The organism is Clostridium sp. KNHs205 (assembly GCF_000702945.1).
Lineage (GTDB): Bacteria > Bacillota > Clostridia > Lachnospirales > Lachnospiraceae > Anaerocolumna.
In genome coordinates this window covers 1,385,319-1,402,022 of the sequence record NZ_JNLE01000005.1, presented here as the reverse complement: position 1 = coordinate 1,402,022, position 16,704 = coordinate 1,385,319, and the positions used below count along the sequence as shown (strand labels likewise).

Annotated in this window: 12 protein-coding genes; 8 read left to right on the top strand and 4 right to left on the bottom strand. The window is 38.4% G+C overall.

From position 1 onward, the window contains the following. Positions 1–164 precede the first annotated feature (164 nt). The 4 genes from BR73_RS0125510 to BR73_RS0125495 all read left to right on the top strand — a co-directional run bounded on the left by BR73_RS0125510 (position 165) and on the right by BR73_RS0125495 (position 6,938). A complete protein-coding gene (locus BR73_RS0125510) occupies positions 165–1,388 on the top strand; it encodes a glycosyltransferase family 4 protein (RefSeq protein ID WP_051685580.1) in 1,224 nt (407 codons plus the stop codon). A gap of 1,139 nt (positions 1,389–2,527) precedes the next feature. After that, positions 2,528–4,486: a threonine--tRNA ligase gene (gene thrS / locus BR73_RS0125505; RefSeq protein WP_033168570.1), complete on the top strand. Its 1,959-nt coding sequence runs from the start codon at positions 2,528–2,530 to the stop codon at positions 4,484–4,486. 186 nt (positions 4,487–4,672) lie between these two features. Further along, a complete protein-coding gene (locus BR73_RS0125500; RefSeq protein ID WP_033168569.1) occupies positions 4,673–5,569 on the top strand; it encodes a PhzF family phenazine biosynthesis isomerase in 897 nt (298 codons plus the stop codon). A gap of 535 nt (positions 5,570–6,104) precedes the next feature. Beyond that, complete coding sequence (locus BR73_RS0125495; RefSeq protein ID WP_033168568.1) at positions 6,105–6,938, top strand: deoxyribonuclease IV; 834 nt, start codon at positions 6,105–6,107, stop codon at positions 6,936–6,938. Between the two features lie 267 nt (positions 6,939–7,205). Here the strand turns inward: BR73_RS0125495 and BR73_RS0125490 are convergent, their stop codons facing one another. The 3 genes from BR73_RS0125490 to BR73_RS0125480 all read right to left on the bottom strand — a co-directional run bounded on the left by BR73_RS0125490 (position 7,206) and on the right by BR73_RS0125480 (position 11,323). Next, the gene (locus BR73_RS0125490; RefSeq protein ID WP_033168567.1) at positions 7,206–8,780 is read right to left on the bottom strand and encodes a glycine betaine ABC transporter substrate-binding protein; all 1,575 of its coding nucleotides are present in this window, start codon (positions 8,778–8,780) and stop codon (positions 7,206–7,208) included. Beyond that, complete coding sequence (locus BR73_RS0125485; RefSeq protein ID WP_033168566.1) at positions 8,777–9,910, bottom strand: ABC transporter ATP-binding protein; 1,134 nt, start codon at positions 9,908–9,910, stop codon at positions 8,777–8,779. The genes BR73_RS0125490 and BR73_RS0125485 overlap by 4 nt, the downstream gene beginning before the upstream one ends. Before the next feature lie 777 nt (positions 9,911–10,687). Continuing rightward, entirely contained in the window at positions 10,688–11,323 is a 636-nt protein-coding gene (locus BR73_RS0125480) for a TrkA C-terminal domain-containing protein (RefSeq protein WP_033168565.1), read from the bottom strand. A gap of 564 nt (positions 11,324–11,887) precedes the next feature. On the opposite strand from BR73_RS0125480, the gene BR73_RS0125475 reads away from it, so the two are divergent. The 4 genes from BR73_RS0125475 to rplT all read left to right on the top strand — a co-directional run bounded on the left by BR73_RS0125475 (position 11,888) and on the right by rplT (position 15,608). Next, entirely contained in the window at positions 11,888–13,477 is a 1,590-nt protein-coding gene (locus tag BR73_RS0125475) for a peptide chain release factor 3 (RefSeq protein ID WP_033168564.1), read from the top strand. 881 nt (positions 13,478–14,358) lie between these two features. Beyond that, positions 14,359–14,853: a translation initiation factor IF-3 gene (gene infC, locus BR73_RS0125470; RefSeq protein ID WP_033168563.1), complete on the top strand. Its 495-nt coding sequence runs from the start codon at positions 14,359–14,361 to the stop codon at positions 14,851–14,853. Between the two features lie 172 nt (positions 14,854–15,025). Further along, positions 15,026–15,223, top strand: a complete 198-nt coding sequence (rpmI, locus tag BR73_RS0125465) for a 50S ribosomal protein L35 (protein ID WP_033168562.1) — start codon at positions 15,026–15,028, stop codon at positions 15,221–15,223. Positions 15,224–15,251: 28 nt separating this feature from the next. Next, positions 15,252–15,608, top strand: a complete 357-nt coding sequence (gene rplT / locus BR73_RS0125460; RefSeq protein ID WP_033168561.1) for a 50S ribosomal protein L20 — start codon at positions 15,252–15,254, stop codon at positions 15,606–15,608. Between the two features lie 310 nt (positions 15,609–15,918). Here the strand turns inward: rplT and BR73_RS0125455 are convergent, their stop codons facing one another. Further along, a complete protein-coding gene (locus BR73_RS0125455; RefSeq protein ID WP_033168560.1) occupies positions 15,919–16,440 on the bottom strand; it encodes a YdhK family protein in 522 nt (173 codons plus the stop codon). Positions 16,441–16,704: the final 264 nt, after the last annotated feature.

Below are 16,704 nucleotides of genomic sequence, written 5' to 3'. Positions count from 1 at the left end.
TCGCATAGAAAAGTCAGTATACTAATAGTAGTACTAATATTAGTATTTCAACTATTCATGCCATTGGATAAATTCTTTGAATTTTAAACCATACAGCCTCCAAATTGAAGCTTTTTTCATGTTTGTGAGCCATTGTAAGAAACTCCAATAAAAGGAGAGATGTCGTGAATATAGGATTATTTACGGAAACCTACTACCCTGAGATAAACGGGGTTGCTAATTCGGTATTTATACTAAAGAAAGAACTGGAAGCGCTGGGACACACGGTTTATGTATTTACAACAACGACCCCGGGAGCACCGGAATATGAATACAATGTCTTTCGTGTTCCAAGCCTGCCCTTTATTCTGATTACAGAGAGACGTATCGGAATGTTCTATCTACCGAAACTGGCAGGAATCATAAAAAAATTGAATCTTGATATCATCCATACCCATACGGAATTTTCCTTAGGAATATTCGGGCGGATAATGGCAAAAGAGTTAAAGATACCAATGATTCACACCTACCACACAATATACGAAGACTACACCCATTATCTTACCCATTTCAAGGCGTTGGATGCAAGAGCCAAAGCCTTTGTACGAATATTTACAAAAGTATGCTGTAACACAGTAGCAAGAGTAATCGTACCTACAGAAAAGGTAAAAGAACTGCTGCAGAAATACAGTGTATACAGGGAAATATCCGTCATACCAACAGGTGTAGATCTTAAAAAGTTCAATCCTGCCTTATATAAACAAGAAGATATCGATAAAATCAAGACTGAGTACGGCATTTTAAAAGAAGACAAAGTCATACTTTATATAGGCAGGGTATCCAGAGAGAAGAACATTGTAGAAACCATCAATGCCATGGAATACTATATGAAAGACGGCAAACCGGTAAAATTCCTTATTGTAGGAAGCGGACCGGAAATGGATGAACTAAAGGATAGGGTCTCAGAACTTGACCTGCAGCAGAAAATAATATTCGCAGGCTCAAAACCCTGGGATACCATAGGACTCTATTATCAGGTGGGAGACGTATTCGTAAGTGCTTCTCAAAGTGAGACCCAGGGCTTAACCTATATAGAAGCCATGGCAGCAGGGATACCGGCAGTAGCCAAAGAAGACAGATGCCTGGACGGAATCCTCTTCGATGGAATAAACGGCTATAAGTTCACCGATCAAGAAGGCTTGATAGAAAGCCTGGATAAAGTCCTCTTTACAGACACAGAAACACCTTACGGAGAAAATGCCAGAGAACTCATGCAGAAATTCTCAACAGAGACCTTTGGAAAAAGCGTTGAAGACGTCTATGAGGACGTACTGGGAAATGAACGCTATTCTGAACAGACCGGCATCTCTGAAGCAAAAAAAATAAACTATCTGAAAATGCCATTTTAATCACAGCTTCCATACGGATATCAATATGAAATCCATATGGAAGTTGTATTATATTTTCTAAAATTTTTAAAGTAAAATAATGCGGTATGCTGTTACAGGATATTATTAATCCATATATCCCAAATAATAAATACAAGAAAAGATCAATTCAACTTCATCTTATTAATGGATTTTATTATTAAAACGCTACATGTAAACCATCATTCTTCAGTGTTAACCATTAAAATAAACCAAAGAATCTAAAATGTGAAAATTATGAAAAGAAAAAATAAATTAAAGCTATCCTAATTTCTTAGCATAAATAAACACACCCATATAGTAATCATAAAAAAAGAAATACTTAATAACTATATCTGCAAAACATGCCAGTAACGGAGAAAACCCACCTTGCTATTTGGTAGTTTAGGTCTCGGAAAGGTTCCTTATGACACTTAAACTTCAGTAGTTGCGCCAAGTATTGAATAAGCCACTGTTTGAGCATATAAGAAACCAGCATAGTTCTGCTGGTTTCTTCGCGAGTTTGGCTTATTCAATACTGTCCTAAGCAATTACTGAAGTTTTAGTGTCATAAGGGTTCTTCTCCGAACCAAAACGTACAAATAGCAAGGCGGGTTTTCGTACCACTGCCACAATTTGCCTTTATATAACTGCTTAACAAGGTGCAAAATACCACTTGACAAAAATTGTTGAAATGCTATAATGAGGTTTATCAATAAGAAAACACGTTGACGAGACGAGTAAGATGCGAAATGACACAGAGAGGGATATGAGGTGCTGAGAATATCCTGCCAGGAAACATCCGAAAACTACCTCTGAGTGGTCCTAATCCGGCCCGGTGATTCCGTTATCATCTAATGAAGTGGGAATTTAACAATCCAATGAGGGTGGAACCGCGAGATATATGCTCGTCCCTTTCGAGCTGCTATAAGGCAGGCGAAAGCGATGAGCTTTTTTGATGCCTTTTTACCAGCAGGATGTAATATAAACCGCCCCCAAACGGGAACGGCAGAAGTAAAGATTACTTCAATTCGAAACAGCGAATAAACAATCAAGGAATGTTTATTCAGGAATGGCAATTCAAGCAAAAATAAGCATGTGTTCAGAAGAATGCAGGCTATGAGAAAGGAATGGTTATTAGTATGAAGATAACATTAAAAGACGGATCAGTAAAAGAATATGAAAATCAAATGGCAATAATAGACATCGCAAAGGATATCAGCGAAGGACTTGCAAGAAATGCCTGTGCAGCAGAGCTTAACGGAAAGGTTGTGGACCTTAGAACCGTAGTAGCAGAAGACAGCAGCTTAAGCATCCTGACCTTTGACAGCGAAGGCGGAAAAGCAGCATACAGGCACACTACTTCCCATGTACTTGCAGAAGCAGTTAAAAGACTGTATCCGGCCGCAAAGCTTGCAATAGGACCCTCCATTGATACAGGTTTTTATTATGACTTTGATGTAGAGCCCTTTGACAGAGCAGCTCTGGATGAATTAGAGAAGGAAATGAAGAAGATTATCAAAGAAGGTGCGGAAATCAAGCGCTTTACTCTTTCCAGAGAAGAAGCTATCCGCTTTATGGAAGAAAGAAATGAGCCTTATAAGGTTGAGCTGATTCAAGATCTGCCCGAAGGAGAAGAGATTTCCTTCTACAGCCAGGGAGAGTTTACCGATCTTTGTGCAGGACCACACTTAATGAGCACAAAAGGTATTAAGGCAATAAAATTAATATCCTCCTCCGGTGCTTACTGGAGAGGTTCTGAAAAGAACAAGATGTTAACCAGGGTATATGGTACTGCTTTTTCAAAGAATGCAGATCTGGATGCTTACCTTGTTCATCTGGAAGATATTAAGAAACGTGACCACAACAAACTAGGCCGTGAAATGGGATTATTTACAACAGTTGATGTAATCGGACAGGGACTTCCTCTTATCATGCCAAACGGTGTTAAGATCATGCAGACAATGCAGAGATGGATTGAAGATGAAGAGGAAAAAAGAGGTTATGTAAGAACAAAGACTCCTTTTATGGCAAAAAGCGACCTCTATAAAATTTCCGGCCACTGGGATCATTACAAAGAAGGAATGTTCGTATTAGGAGACGAAGAGAAGGATAAGGAAGTGTATGCACTTCGTCCTATGACCTGCCCCTTCCAGTATTATGTATATAAATCCGAACAGAGATCTTACCGTGATCTTCCTATCCGTTTAGGTGAGACTTCAACCCTTTTCCGTAACGAGGATTCCGGTGAGATGCATGGCTTAACCCGTGTACGCCAGTTTACTATATCAGAAGGTCATTTAGTGGTAAGACCTGATCAGATGGATGAAGAATTCAAGGGCTGCCTTGACCTTGCAAGATATTGCCTGACCACACTCGGACTTGCGGAGGACGTAACTTATCGTCTCAGCAAATGGGATCCCAACAACAAAGAGAAATATATTGGTACAGCAGAAGTCTGGGAGGAGACACAGGGAAGAATCCGTCAGGTTTTAAATGATCTTGAGATCCCTTTTACGGAGGAAGAAGGAGAAGCTGCTTTCTATGGCCCTAAGGTAGATATACAGGCTAAGAACGTATATGGTAAAGAAGATACTATGATTACCATTCAGTGGGATGCATTAATTGCAGAACAGTTTGATATGTACTATATCGACCAGAACGGTGAGAAGAAACGTCCTTATATCATTCACAGAACCAGCATTGGCTGCTATGAAAGAACGCTGGCATGGCTGATTGAGAAATATGCAGGTCAGTTCCCTACCTGGCTGTGTCCTGAGCAGGTGAGAGTGCTTCCAATTTCCGAGAAATATCATGACTATGCCAAGAAAGTAGAGTCAGAGCTGAAAGAGAATGATATCCGCTGCAGTGTAGATGAACGTGCGGAGAAAATCGGTTACAAGATTCGTGAAGCAAGACTGGAACGTGTTCCTTATCTTTTGGTGGTAGGACAGAAGGAAGAAGAGGAAGGCCTTGTATCCGTAAGAAGCCGTTACCTGGGTGACGAAGGTCAGAAAGAGCTTTCTGTGTTTGTAGATGCTATCTGCAAGGAAATCAGAAGAAAAGAAATCAGAAAAATTGAAGTAGAGCAGCAGGCTTAATTTCATATAATTCTTAAGATGTCAGGTGAACAGAGGTTTACCTGACATCTTGCTATACATTAAGCTGATGTAAAATGAAAGAGTGAAAGAAATAATAAATTGAAAGGATGTCACGCCAGGACTCTCACTCCTTATTATTTGTGGCAGTATCACAGGCCAGCCTGGGATATGCAATGGGTATAAATAATGAAATCAGTAAAAGTATATCATTACGATGCTTTCAGCACTACACCCGGAAAAGGAAATCCGGCAGGTGTCGTATTATCAGGTGATGAGCTTTCGGAAAAAGAAATGCAGCAGATAGCTCTGCAGGTAGGTTTTAATGAGACAGCCTTTGTGGTGCAATCTGCCAGGGCTGACCTGAAAATCCGATTTTTTACGCCGGGACATGAAATGAACCTATGCGGACATGCTACAATGGCAACCATCTATGCCTTAAAGACACAAGGGATATTAGGCAATCAGAAGGACCTTGCCATTGAGACGAGAGCAGGTATCCTGCCTGTTAAAATAACTGATACAGCTAATGGGATAACTATAACGATGAAGCAGGCAAAACCGGAATTTCTGCCCTTTGAAGGCTCCAGGGAGGCGCTGGCAGCTTCTTTAGGATTAACGGTGGATGACCTTGCAGCAGATTTACCTGTTTTATATGGGAGTACGGGAACCTGGACTTTACTGGTCCCCATAAAGAAGTTGGAAGCCTTTCTGAAAATGAAACCTCAGAATAATATATTTCCGGCTGTATTAACCGAAAAACCCAAGACTTCTGTTCATCCCTTTTGTTTTGAAACATATGATACAGAGGCAGACATGCATGCAAGACATTTTTCCTCTCCCTATTCCGGCACCGTGGAAGATCCGGTAACAGGGACAGCGTCTGGGGTTATGGGAGCATTTTATGCAACATACATAAAGAAAGATTTTGATAAAACGTTGACTCTGACTATAGAACAAGGACAGGAAGTTGGAAAAGATGGAAGGGTAATTGTCCGAGTTACCAAAGTCCCTGCTGATTATGAAGTTGAGATTCTTGGCACAGCTGTGTATGTGAAAGAATTCGAACTACAAGTCGAAAGTTAAAATAAATTTGATTTTATTCATTGCTAAAATTACTAATTAAAGCTAACTGCTAAATAAGCTAGCTATAGAATAGATGTCTGCAAAAGAATTGCTATTTGCTATAAAATAGCTATCTGCCAAAGAATAGATATCAGAAAAAGAATAGTATTTGCAAAAGAATAGTATTTGCAAAAGAATAGATGTCTACAAAAGAATAGATGTCTACAAAAGAATAGATATCTGCCAAAGAATAATATCTGAAAAAGAATAGATATCTTCAAAAGAATAGATATCTGAAAAAGAATAGATATCTTCAAAAGAATGATATCTAAAAATGAATAGTATTTGCAAAAGAATAGATATCTGTAAAAGGATAGATATCAGAAAAAGAATAGCTATCTGTTAAAGAAAAGCAGAAGATATGTGCTTCAATAAATAAGTATAGAATAATGGAAAAAACGGATACTCTAAAAAGAAAATCATTTATAACTATTATATTAGCTTAACCTGATATACAAGGAAAGGATACCGTTATACGGTAGGTTATGGTACTCAAATGCTTAATATCGGCACACACTTATCCGTAGCCAAAGGTTACGAACGAATGGGAAAGGATGCTCTTTTAATAGGTGCCAACACCTTGCAGTTCTTTGCCAGGAATCCAAGAGGAGCCAAAGCAAAGGCGGCAGATTATAAGGACATGAATAAATTCAGGGAGCTACTTCAGGAAAATAATTTTGCCAGGATAATGGCACATGCCCCCTATACCCTTAATGCCTGCTCTAAGGATGCCCATTTAAGAGAATTGTCAGCTCAGATGTTTGAAGAGGATATCAGCAGGATGGAGTTCTTTCCGGGAAACTTTTATAATCTGCATCCGGGAAGCTGCCTGGGGCAGGAGAGCGGAGTTGCAATAGAACAGATTGCTCTTATGCTTAATAAGGTAATGTTTGAAGGAATGCATACAACAGTTTTATTGGAAACCATGGCCGGTAAGGGCAGTGAGATGGGTAGAAGCTTTGAAGAAATCAAAGCGGTGATGGAGCTTGTAGAGGTGAAGGAAAGTATTGGCGTCTGTATGGATGCCTGCCATCTATGGAATGCCGGATACGACCTGGTAAATAACCTGGAAGGAGTTCTTCAGGAATTTGACCGTATAATTGGTCTAAAGTACCTGAGGGCTTTTCACTTAAATGATACCATGGATGCCCTGGGAAGCCACAAAGACAGGCATGTAACCATCGGAGACGGAATCCTTGGAGTTGAAACCATTACCTCTATTATTAACCATTCAAAGCTGAGAGATTTGATATTTATCCTGGAAACACCAACAGAACTGGAGGGGCATAGAAAAGAGATAGAACTGCTAAAGAAAGCTAGAATTAATTAGCTACACAAATCAATTAGCTACACAAACCTGATAAACTCATGCTTCAATTCCAATTATAAGAGAAGTTCTGATTCTCTGAATATTTTGTGCTTAACATAATATAAAACGACAACTTGCTGCACTCAAGCAATCCGTTATAATATGGCACGAAATATCCAGAGAAAAGGATGTACTTCTAATACGTTCCATAGGCACATTCATACTTTCCTGTTTTGTGGAATCTGCCTGTACGAATATATCAACAAAGCGTATTTACAATTGTATTATTTATTTTATAAAGGAATTATCTACCAGAAAGTCGTGAGCAACTGCAGCTGGTTCCATTTGAAGTTCATCTACTTTATAATTCAATTCAGCCATAACATCATCTGTAAGCACATCACCCAACTCTTCTATAACAGGAATTATTTCCGGATATTCATCTGCTACATCTTCCCGTATTAAAGGGATTGCATAATAAGGCGGAAAGAAGTTCTTATCATCTTCTAATGTAACCAATTCAAATTTCTTAAGTAATCCGTCTGTTGAGAAAGCATCCACAACATCTGTTTCCTGATTCATTAAGGCAACATATCTGGGAGAGCCATCTAAACCAACAGTATTCTTAAACTTAAAATTATAAAACTCAGTAAGTCCCGGTATTCCATCTGTACGGTTCAAAAATTCAAGGGTTGTACCAGCCTTTAAGCTGCTGCCGACTTTAGCCAGGTCACTGATACTGTTTAAACCATAAGCAGCGGCAGTCTCTTGTGTAACAGCCAATACATAAGTGTTATTAAAGGCAAATTGCTTTAGAACGTCAATGCCATATAAATTTTTGAAATCATTTTTTACGGTAGTATAGACTTCCTCCATATCTGAGATAGGAGGATAATTAAGCGTATCTCCATAAGCAGTACCGCTGTAATCAAAATAAAGATCGATATCACCGGATCTTAAGGCAGAAAAACAAACCTGAGTGCCGCCTAAATTAATTTTTCTATCTACTGTTATATCCGTTCTGGCTTCTATCAAATCGGAAAACATATGGGCTAATATATGCTGCTCTGTAAAGTCCTTGCTGCCGATTCGAATGACTTTATCAGAGGAGATATGATTTGCTATTCCGGTATAGCCCAGAATAAATACCAGTAAAAGGCTTGTGGCAGCAATAATTCTTTTCTGGAGCTTTCTTGCTCTTAACTGTTTTTCTTTTGAGGCTCCGGTAATCTGAAGACTGACAGGAGTAACCAGCTTTTCCACGATGCCGATAAGAAAGTCAACCAACAGGGCCAGTATACATGCAGGAATAGCACCCGCTAAGATCTGAAAATTGTTAACAGTACGTATTCCGGAGAATACCAGAAAGCCTAAGCCGCCGGCACCGATAAATGCCGCCATAGTCATAAGGCCAACGGCAGTAACGGCTGAAATTCTGACACCGGTCATGATAACAGGCAGTGCAAGGGGTATTTGAACTTTAAACAGTATCTGGGTTTTCGTAAGCCCTATGCCTCTGGCTGCCTCAATGGTCTGAGGATTTATATTCTTTATACCCGTAAACGTATTTTTAATAATAGGAAGCAGCGAATAGAGTATAACCATTACTACAGCCGGCAGGGTTCCAATTCCTAAGAAGGGGATTGCAAACCCAAGTAACGCCATACTGGGAACCGCCTGAATAATATTAGCAACTGCGAGCACCGGTTTATTAAGCTTATTCACATAGCTGATCAAAATACCCAGAGGAACACCAAGGAGGATAGCCAGGCCTACGGCTATAGCCGTTAATTGAATGTGTTCCAGCGTCAAAGAAAGAATCTGTGCGTTGTTTTGAATTAAATAATTGAAAAAATCCATCATGAGAAAATCACCTCCTGGGTATCGATATATTGCTGGCTGAGAGTGGTAACAAGACTGCTCTTAGTTATAAGACCCAATAAGATGCCGTCATCACTTGTAACCGGAATACCGGATACCTGATTTTCTTCAATTATTTTTAAGATATCAATAATATTGTTGTCAGGGGATACTTTTAAGACATCCGTACCCATAATGGAGCGGGCTTCAAGGCTTAGATCGGAAAGGGATTGAACCTGTTTGGCACTTATGATCCCCAGAAGCCTGCGGCTTTTATCAGTCACCATAAGACTGTCAACATTAGAGGTTCTCATTTTTTCCCTGCAGCGCAGCAGTGGAAGTGTTTCAGAACAGGTAACCGGAGTTGTGATCATAATATCGGAAGCTTTTATATATTCAGGAGAGGTCCATATGCGGTTCCTGCCCACGAACTCCTGGACAAAAGCATTGGCCGGATTCTTAAGTATATTTTCAGGGGTGTCGTATTGAAGAATAACCCCATCCTTCATAATGCAGATTTTATCGGCGATCTTAATTGCTTCATCCATATCATGAGTAACAAAAACGATGGTTTTCTTAAATTGGGACTGTAAATTAAGAACCTCATCCTGAAGGCCTGATCTTGTGATTGGATCCAATGCAGAAAAGGGTTCATCCATTAAGATTATCTCAGGGTCTGTTGCAAATGCTCGTGCAACTCCAACCCTTTGCTGCTGGCCGCCGCTTAGTTCTGTTGGATAGCGGTCAGAGAATTCTTCCGGGTCTAAACCTACCATTTCCATCAATTCAAGTGTCTTTTTATTAATTTGTGCCAGGTCCCTTTTCTCAGAACGGGGAATGATTTCTATATTTTCTTTAACTGTCATATGGGGGAACAGACCGGTCTGCTGGATAACATAACCCATACTTCTTCTTAATTCTATGATATCTTTGGTTTCTATACTGTCGCCGTTAATAAGGATACGTCCGCTTGTAGGCTTTACTAAACGATTGATCATCTTTAAAGTAGTAGTTTTTCCGCAGCCGCTTTCCCCGATAAAGGCAACCAGATCGCCTTTTTTGATCTGAAAGCTTATGTTGCTTAAAACCTGGTGCTCCTTAAAACTTTTTGTAACATTTTCAAATACTATCACTTCTTTACCTCCCTTTTACGACAAGTGACAACACAACAATAAATACAAGTTGTTACTATAGTGACAATCCAATTATAAAGATAAGTTGTTACTTTGTCAAATTTAATCTATGCAGACAGGTAACAGAATAGTACAAGATCGGAGTGATATGTATAAGATACACTAAGTTATAAACCGCTTATAAGTGGGATAATACCATTTGCAAAAGTGCTGGCACTAGTACTGCTTGTGTAAAGTGGTTATTGAATTAAGTGAAGAATATAAGAAAGTACTCAGGAGTATTGTGTTCATTGGTACTTGCCTCGGTCTGAGCATCAGAGTTTTAAAGTATACTGAGTCTTTTCCTTGTACTTAGCTTCCATTGATCACAAGGAACAAGGCCTTTCTTTGCAAACTGAAATACCCGTCTGGTGTAAGCCGTTTACAAACACACCAGGAGCAAGAAGTAAACTTTGATTATGGGATTATACTTAACAAAAAAGACTGCGATATTACAAGCCTTAAACAACGCCTTGCCCCTTCACATGATTATACTTAACAAAAAAAGACTGCGATAGCAGCCTTTTAGATAATTACATTTAGATAATTTTAGTTATATTTAACATAATCGATTTTTAATAATTTGAAAATAAATAATTAAAATAATTGAAAATAAATAATTGAATTTAGTTAATTACATTTATATAAACCTCAATCAAAAAGTGAACTAAAACTAAATAGGACGATACTTTTAAATGAAAGCTTCTTCAATTACTATTTATATAATAAGGTAATAAATTATTGCAGTTCAGGATACATAAAAGATTTAACACGCTGCAGACTATTCTCATCGCCTACAAAATAAAGGATATCCCCTTCCAGGAAGGATACATAAGGTCCTGGGGAAAGAATAAGCGCATCATTTCTTTTAATCGCTATAATGGTAGCACTGGTGTTGTGCCAGAAGTTAACATCCTGTACGGACTGATTAAGATATGGTGTTTTGTGATTAATTTCAATTTCATAAGGAATAAAGGGGTTTGTGGAACGAAAACGGTCAGTGTAGTCAATCAGTTTCGTCAGGCAATCGTTAAAATAGTTAAGCTCTGCTGACTGCCTTTGAACGCTATCCATAATCTCATTTTTTAAGGTTTGAATGGTCTCTATTTCTGTATATTGCTTCACAAATTTTAATGCATTTTCAAAGGATTTAATAAAAACACCGCTTCCTTTTGTAGCATCAACAATATCCAGGTCTGAGAGGATTAAGATTGCTCTTCTTGCGGTTTCGGAGGAAACGCCATACTGGCTTGCAAGAGAAGATCTTGCATATATTTTATCACCCACCTTGTATTGCCCGTCAGCTATTTTAGATGCAATATCCATGGCAATCTGCTGGTATCTGGGATTTGTAATTTTGGTCTTTTTATCCATTTTCGATAAATATACTCCTTTGAAGTTAATCAAAAATTTTAAAAGTAATCGTAACTAGAAAATATCCTCCGGTAGTATTTAAAATAGTAGTATTTAGAACGGAAGATTTAAAACGGTAGAAACAGTAGATTTAAAACAGTACTATTTAACAATACTGCCTTTCCTGCAGTTCACTTAATTCAATGCCTGCTATTACGCTAAGGAAGGATAGTGTTATGTTCTATCATCCTATTATAGCAAGCTTTCCACGCTAATAAAAGAAGATTAAAGAATTCAACGAAAGAAGTATACCACAATAGCTGCTATAATACTACCGAATACTACCGGAAAGACATCATATGTATTGTAAAAGATAAAAGATATAAAGACTGAAGATCATGCTGGCACCGGTAATTTTATCCGGTACTTCTCTGAATCTTATAAAATCAACAAGTTAATTTACCTTTTAGACCTCTAAATAGAATAACCTTGACAAGCAATGGAAATATATTATATGATTAAGTAGTTTTGAGGCAGTTTCAGACTGGAAGCTGCCCGTTTACATGGAAAGCTGGAGGAATTGTTTTGGAAGACTATACCAAGGAAATAAACAGAAGACGGACCTTTGCCATAATATCCCACCCCGATGCCGGTAAGACCACATTGACAGAAAAACTTCTGCTCTATGGAGGAGCCATAAATCTGGCCGGTTCTGTTAAGGGAAAGAAGACTGACAGGCATGCGGTATCCGACTGGATGGAAATAGAAAAGCAGCGTGGTATCTCCGTAACATCATCAGTTATGCAGTTTAATTACGGCGATTTCTGCATAAATATTCTGGATACACCGGGACATCAGGACTTCTCCGAGGATACTTACCGTACCCTTATGGCAGCAGATTCTGCTGTCATGGTAATTGATGCTTCAAAAGGTGTTGAGAATCAGACCAAGAAGCTGTTCAAGGTTTGCGTAATGAGAGGAATCCCGATCTTTACCTTTATAAATAAGATGGATAGAGAAGCAAGGGATACATTTGAATTATTAGATGATATTGAAACAGTATTAGGAATTAAGACCTGCCCCATAAACTGGCCCATCGGCTCCGGTAAGAATTTCAAAGGAGTATACGACAGGGATACCAAACACATTATGCGTTTTTATGCCGCGAACAGCGGACAGAAGGAAGTGGATAAGGTAGAGGTAACTTTAGGAGATGAGAGCCTGGATGAACTGATCGGCAAGGAAAATCATAATGTTTTAAATGACGAAATCGAGCTTTTAGAAGGTGCCGGAAGTGAGTTTAATATAGAAGAGGTAAGAAACGGACAATTAACACCGGTATTTTTTGGTTCTGCACTTACAAACTTTGGCGTTCAGACATTCCTGGAGCACTTTCTGAATATGACCACCACACCCCTTCCCAGAAAAGCGACAGAAGGTCTTGTAGATCCTGTAGAAAATGACTTCTCTGCATTTGTCTTTAAGATTCAGGCAAATATGAATAAAGCGCACAGAGACAGAATTGCTTTTATGAGAATCTGCTCCGGTAAATTCGATGCAGGCATGGAAGTCAACCATGTGCAGGGAGGCAGAAAAATAAGATTGTCACAGCCTCAGCAGCTAATGGCACAGGAGAGAAAAATAATTGAAGAGGCATATGCCGGCGATATTATCGGTGTTTTTGACCCCGGTATCTTTTCTATCGGTGATACCTTGTGTGCCTCCGATAAGAAATTCCAGTATGAAGGAATACCGACCTTCTCACCGGAGCATTTTGCCAAAGTAAGACAGGTAGATACCATGAAGAGAAAGCAATTCTTAAAAGGTGTTACTCAGATAGCCCAGGAAGGTGCCATACAGATATTCCAGGAATACAATACCGGAATGGAAGAAATCATTGTGGGTGTAGTAGGTGTCCTGCAATTTGATGTATTAAAGTTCCGTCTGGAATCCGAATATGGTGTGGAAATAAGACTTGAGCCGCTGGCTTATGAGCATATACGCTGGATAGAGAATAAAGGACTGGATGCAAGTAAATTAAATGTTACTTCCGATACCAAGAGAGTAAAAGACCTAAAGGGAAACCCCCTGTTACTCTTCATACACAGCTGGAGTATTCAGACAGTTCTGGACCGTAACAAAGAACTCAAGCTTTCGGAATTCGGAAGAGACTAAAAAATTATAAAGATTAAAAAGATAAGGAGCCTGTTGTCAGTCCTTGTAAGTAAAGCATCAGGCTTCTAATATAGATATCTATAATAACTGATATTCATAATATAAGAATAAAATAAAAAGAAAGACGAAATGGCTCTATTATCATATCTTTAAAAGAAAATTCAATAATGATGCAGCCCCAAATAGTAAAATCCAGTATCAAAACCCCTGCCTCCATATGAGTTCAGGCAAAATGTATAAACCGGAAAGAACGAATGCGCCTATGGAAAGGTATTAGAAGTCCTTTTCTCTGGAGATTTTGTGCTATATTATAAAATAGATTGTCTGAGCGCAGCGAGTTATCTATTTTATAATATGTCCAGCACAAAATCTCCAGAGAATTAGGACTTCTTATACCTTGTAATCGAAGCATGAGTTTTTTCCGGTTTGTACATTTTGCCGTCCCCTTGTGAGAAACCTTAGAAGAAGTTAAGATAGAAGTAATTAATATAGAAGAAGGCAAGATGGCCAGAAGCTTTAAAGTCATTGAAATTTTAAACTTGTTAATAGTTTGAAAATTATTAGAAACTAAAAATATTAAAAGAATGCAGTTGACATGATGTTATAAATATGTTATAGTAATATAGCTTATGAATTATCTTTGTGGTAATTCAACGATAACAACAAAGCAGAGTATCCACTCTCACCTTAGCACCGGTTTGTGACTTGGGTTTATATTTTCGGTTCCGTGAATTGCGGATAAGAGATTTGATTTGTAATAATACAAATGTGATCTCATATGACGAATAGTATGGTGGATGGTCTTTGCTATCCATTTTTTTAATGCCTATAAACTTATTATGTAAACTAACCTATGGAGGTGCAGTACTATTAGTGAATTAATGATTAACGAGCAGATTAGAGACAAAGAAATCCGTTTAGTCGGAGAAGACGGCGAGCAGTTAGGTATAATGTCTGCCAAAGAAGCTATGCAAATGGCAAAGGATGCCAATCTTGACTTGGTAAAGATTGCTCCCACAGCAAAGCCACCTGTATGCAAGATTATTGACTATGGAAAATACAGATACGACCTTGCAAGAAAAGAAAAAGAAGCGAAGAAGAAACAGAAAGTAACCGAAGTAAAAGAAATCCGTCTATCACCCAATATCGATGATAACGATTTGAACACTAAGGCAGGCCAGGCTAGAAAATTTATCACAAAAGGTGATAAAGTAAAGGTTGCCCTTCGTTTCCGAGGCAGAGAGATGGCTCATATTTCTTCCAGTAGACAGATTTTAGATAATTTCTACTCTAAGCTTGAGGATATTGCAATCGTTGAAAAGCCGGCAAAACTTGAGGGTAGGAACATGATAATGTTCTTAACTGAGAAACGTTAGTTACACTTGGTAAATTATCGTGATGAGGGATTAGGGCTAACCCTTCGTTAGCCTGTATTTCTTAATGCTTAAAAAGGCCATGATGGGTTTGGCAGGTGTCATAATAATAAAAATAAAACAATAGGACAACCTTTTGGGAGTGTTATTGTACCATAATGAAGGAGGAAATATCATGCCTAAGATTAAAACCAACAGATCAGCAGCAAAGCGCTTTAAAAAGACAGGTACAGGAAAGTTAAAGAGAATGAAGGCATATAAGAGCCATATCTTAACAAAGAAGAGCACTAAGAGAAAGAGAAATCTTAGAAAAGCAACAATAACTGGTGCAACTAAAGTTAAAAATATGAAGAAGATTATGCCTTATCTATAAGATTAGGTGCGAAGGAGGGAAATAGAACATGGCTAGAATTAAAGGCGGCTTAAACGCTAAAAAAAGACATAAGAGAGTATTAAAACTGGCAAAGGGTTACAGAGGAGCCAGATCCAAACAATATAGAGTAGCAAAACAATCCGTAATGAGAGCTTTAACATCTTCATTTGCAGGAAGAAAGCAGAGAAAGAGACAGTTCAGACAGTTATGGATCGTAAGAATCAATGCAGCAGCTAGATTAAACGGAATTTCTTACAGCAAATTAATGCACGGATTAAAAGTTGCCGGTGTTGAAGTTAACAGAAAGATGTTATCTGACATGGCTATTAACGATCCTGCAGGCTTTACAGCTTTAACTGATCTTGCAAAGTCTAAAATTGCTTAAGTAGAAAAGTTAAACATATAGAAGGCCGAATTGATAATTTGGTGTCTGCATAGAAGTTAATCAGTATAAGCTGAGCAAAGCTTTATACCTGGCCAAGTGTAAAAATACCCTATATTAAAAGTATTTTTACACTTGGATAGGTAGGAAGAAAAGAAGATTCAGCTTACATAAAAATATATTCAGCTTGCTTTGGCAGTGACTGAAATAGGAAAGAGCTTCTACAAACAGTTATACAGGGATTATACCTTGTAGTGCTATTTGTAGAAGCTCTTTTTTAATTTTTATTCTGGATATTAATATATTATCTTAATTACTCGCCTTTATCTGCTTCCAGCTCGCTTTCAATTACCCATTGATGATTTTTTACGAGAGAACCGCCGGTAGTAGGAGTATAGTCAACCATATAAACGGGACCATTAACAACTTCCGTAATAGTTGCTTTCTGGCCTTCTCCGCCCATTCCGCTCATGTGTCCGGTATTTAAGCTGACTTCGTCACCTACATTATAGGTCTTTCCTTCGCTGTCTTTTAATTCCTCCTGGATAACCCATTTATGGTTTTTAACTTCTTTACCTGTATCAGCGTCTGTATAATCAACAGCATATACAGTGGTATCATAAACACCGGACACTGTACCTTTGGCATCTGACATGCCATCCATGTGGTCGGTTTTTAGGATAATCTTTGTTCCAACGGGATAGGTTGCGGTTGTTGCCGCTTTCAGCTTATCCGTATCGGTTGTGGAACCGTGGCCTGAATCAGAATTCTTGGAGCAGGCAGTAAAGAGCAGCATGGAGACAAGGGCAAGAGTAAAGACTTTTTTTATTTTCATAAAGTAGCTCCTTTCGTTTTTCGGTATCCTATCAGAAGAATATGGAGAAATTATGGATATCGCATGTTTTAGGTAAGAGTCTTACCCGTAAGAAACCTCTTTAAACAATGGTTAGAGCATTAGGAACAGAAGATGGCAGGAAGATTGTAAACATAATTAGGGGCTATAGTGTTATAAGATTCTCCATATGCTGTAAGAGAAAATACATTGTTGTAGTAGTGAAACTGTCTTAGAATCAAACTATAAGTAGAATATCACTTTTTC

What these genes read in the sequence shown, in the direction of transcription:
- BR73_RS0125495 (WP_033168568.1), top strand. Translation starts at nt 6,105, where the DNA reads ATGCTTAATATCGGCACACACTTATCCGTAGCCAAAGGTTACGAACGA.
- BR73_RS0125490 (WP_033168567.1), bottom strand. Translation starts at nt 8,780, where the DNA reads ATGATGGATTTTTTCAATTATTTAATTCAAAACAACGCACAGATTCTT.
- rpmI (WP_033168562.1), top strand. Translation starts at nt 15,026, where the DNA reads ATGCCTAAGATTAAAACCAACAGATCAGCAGCAAAGCGCTTTAAAAAG.
- BR73_RS0125455 (WP_033168560.1), bottom strand. Translation starts at nt 16,440, where the DNA reads ATGAAAATAAAAAAAGTCTTTACTCTTGCCCTTGTCTCCATGCTGCTC.
- BR73_RS0125480 (WP_033168565.1), bottom strand. Translation starts at nt 11,323, where the DNA reads ATGGATAAAAAGACCAAAATTACAAATCCCAGATACCAGCAGATTGCC.
- rplT (WP_033168561.1), top strand. Translation starts at nt 15,252, where the DNA reads ATGGCTAGAATTAAAGGCGGCTTAAACGCTAAAAAAAGACATAAGAGA.
- BR73_RS0125500 (WP_033168569.1), top strand. Translation starts at nt 4,673, where the DNA reads ATGAAATCAGTAAAAGTATATCATTACGATGCTTTCAGCACTACACCC.
- infC (WP_033168563.1), top strand. Translation starts at nt 14,359, where the DNA reads ATGATTAACGAGCAGATTAGAGACAAAGAAATCCGTTTAGTCGGAGAA.
- thrS (WP_033168570.1), top strand. Translation starts at nt 2,528, where the DNA reads ATGAAGATAACATTAAAAGACGGATCAGTAAAAGAATATGAAAATCAA.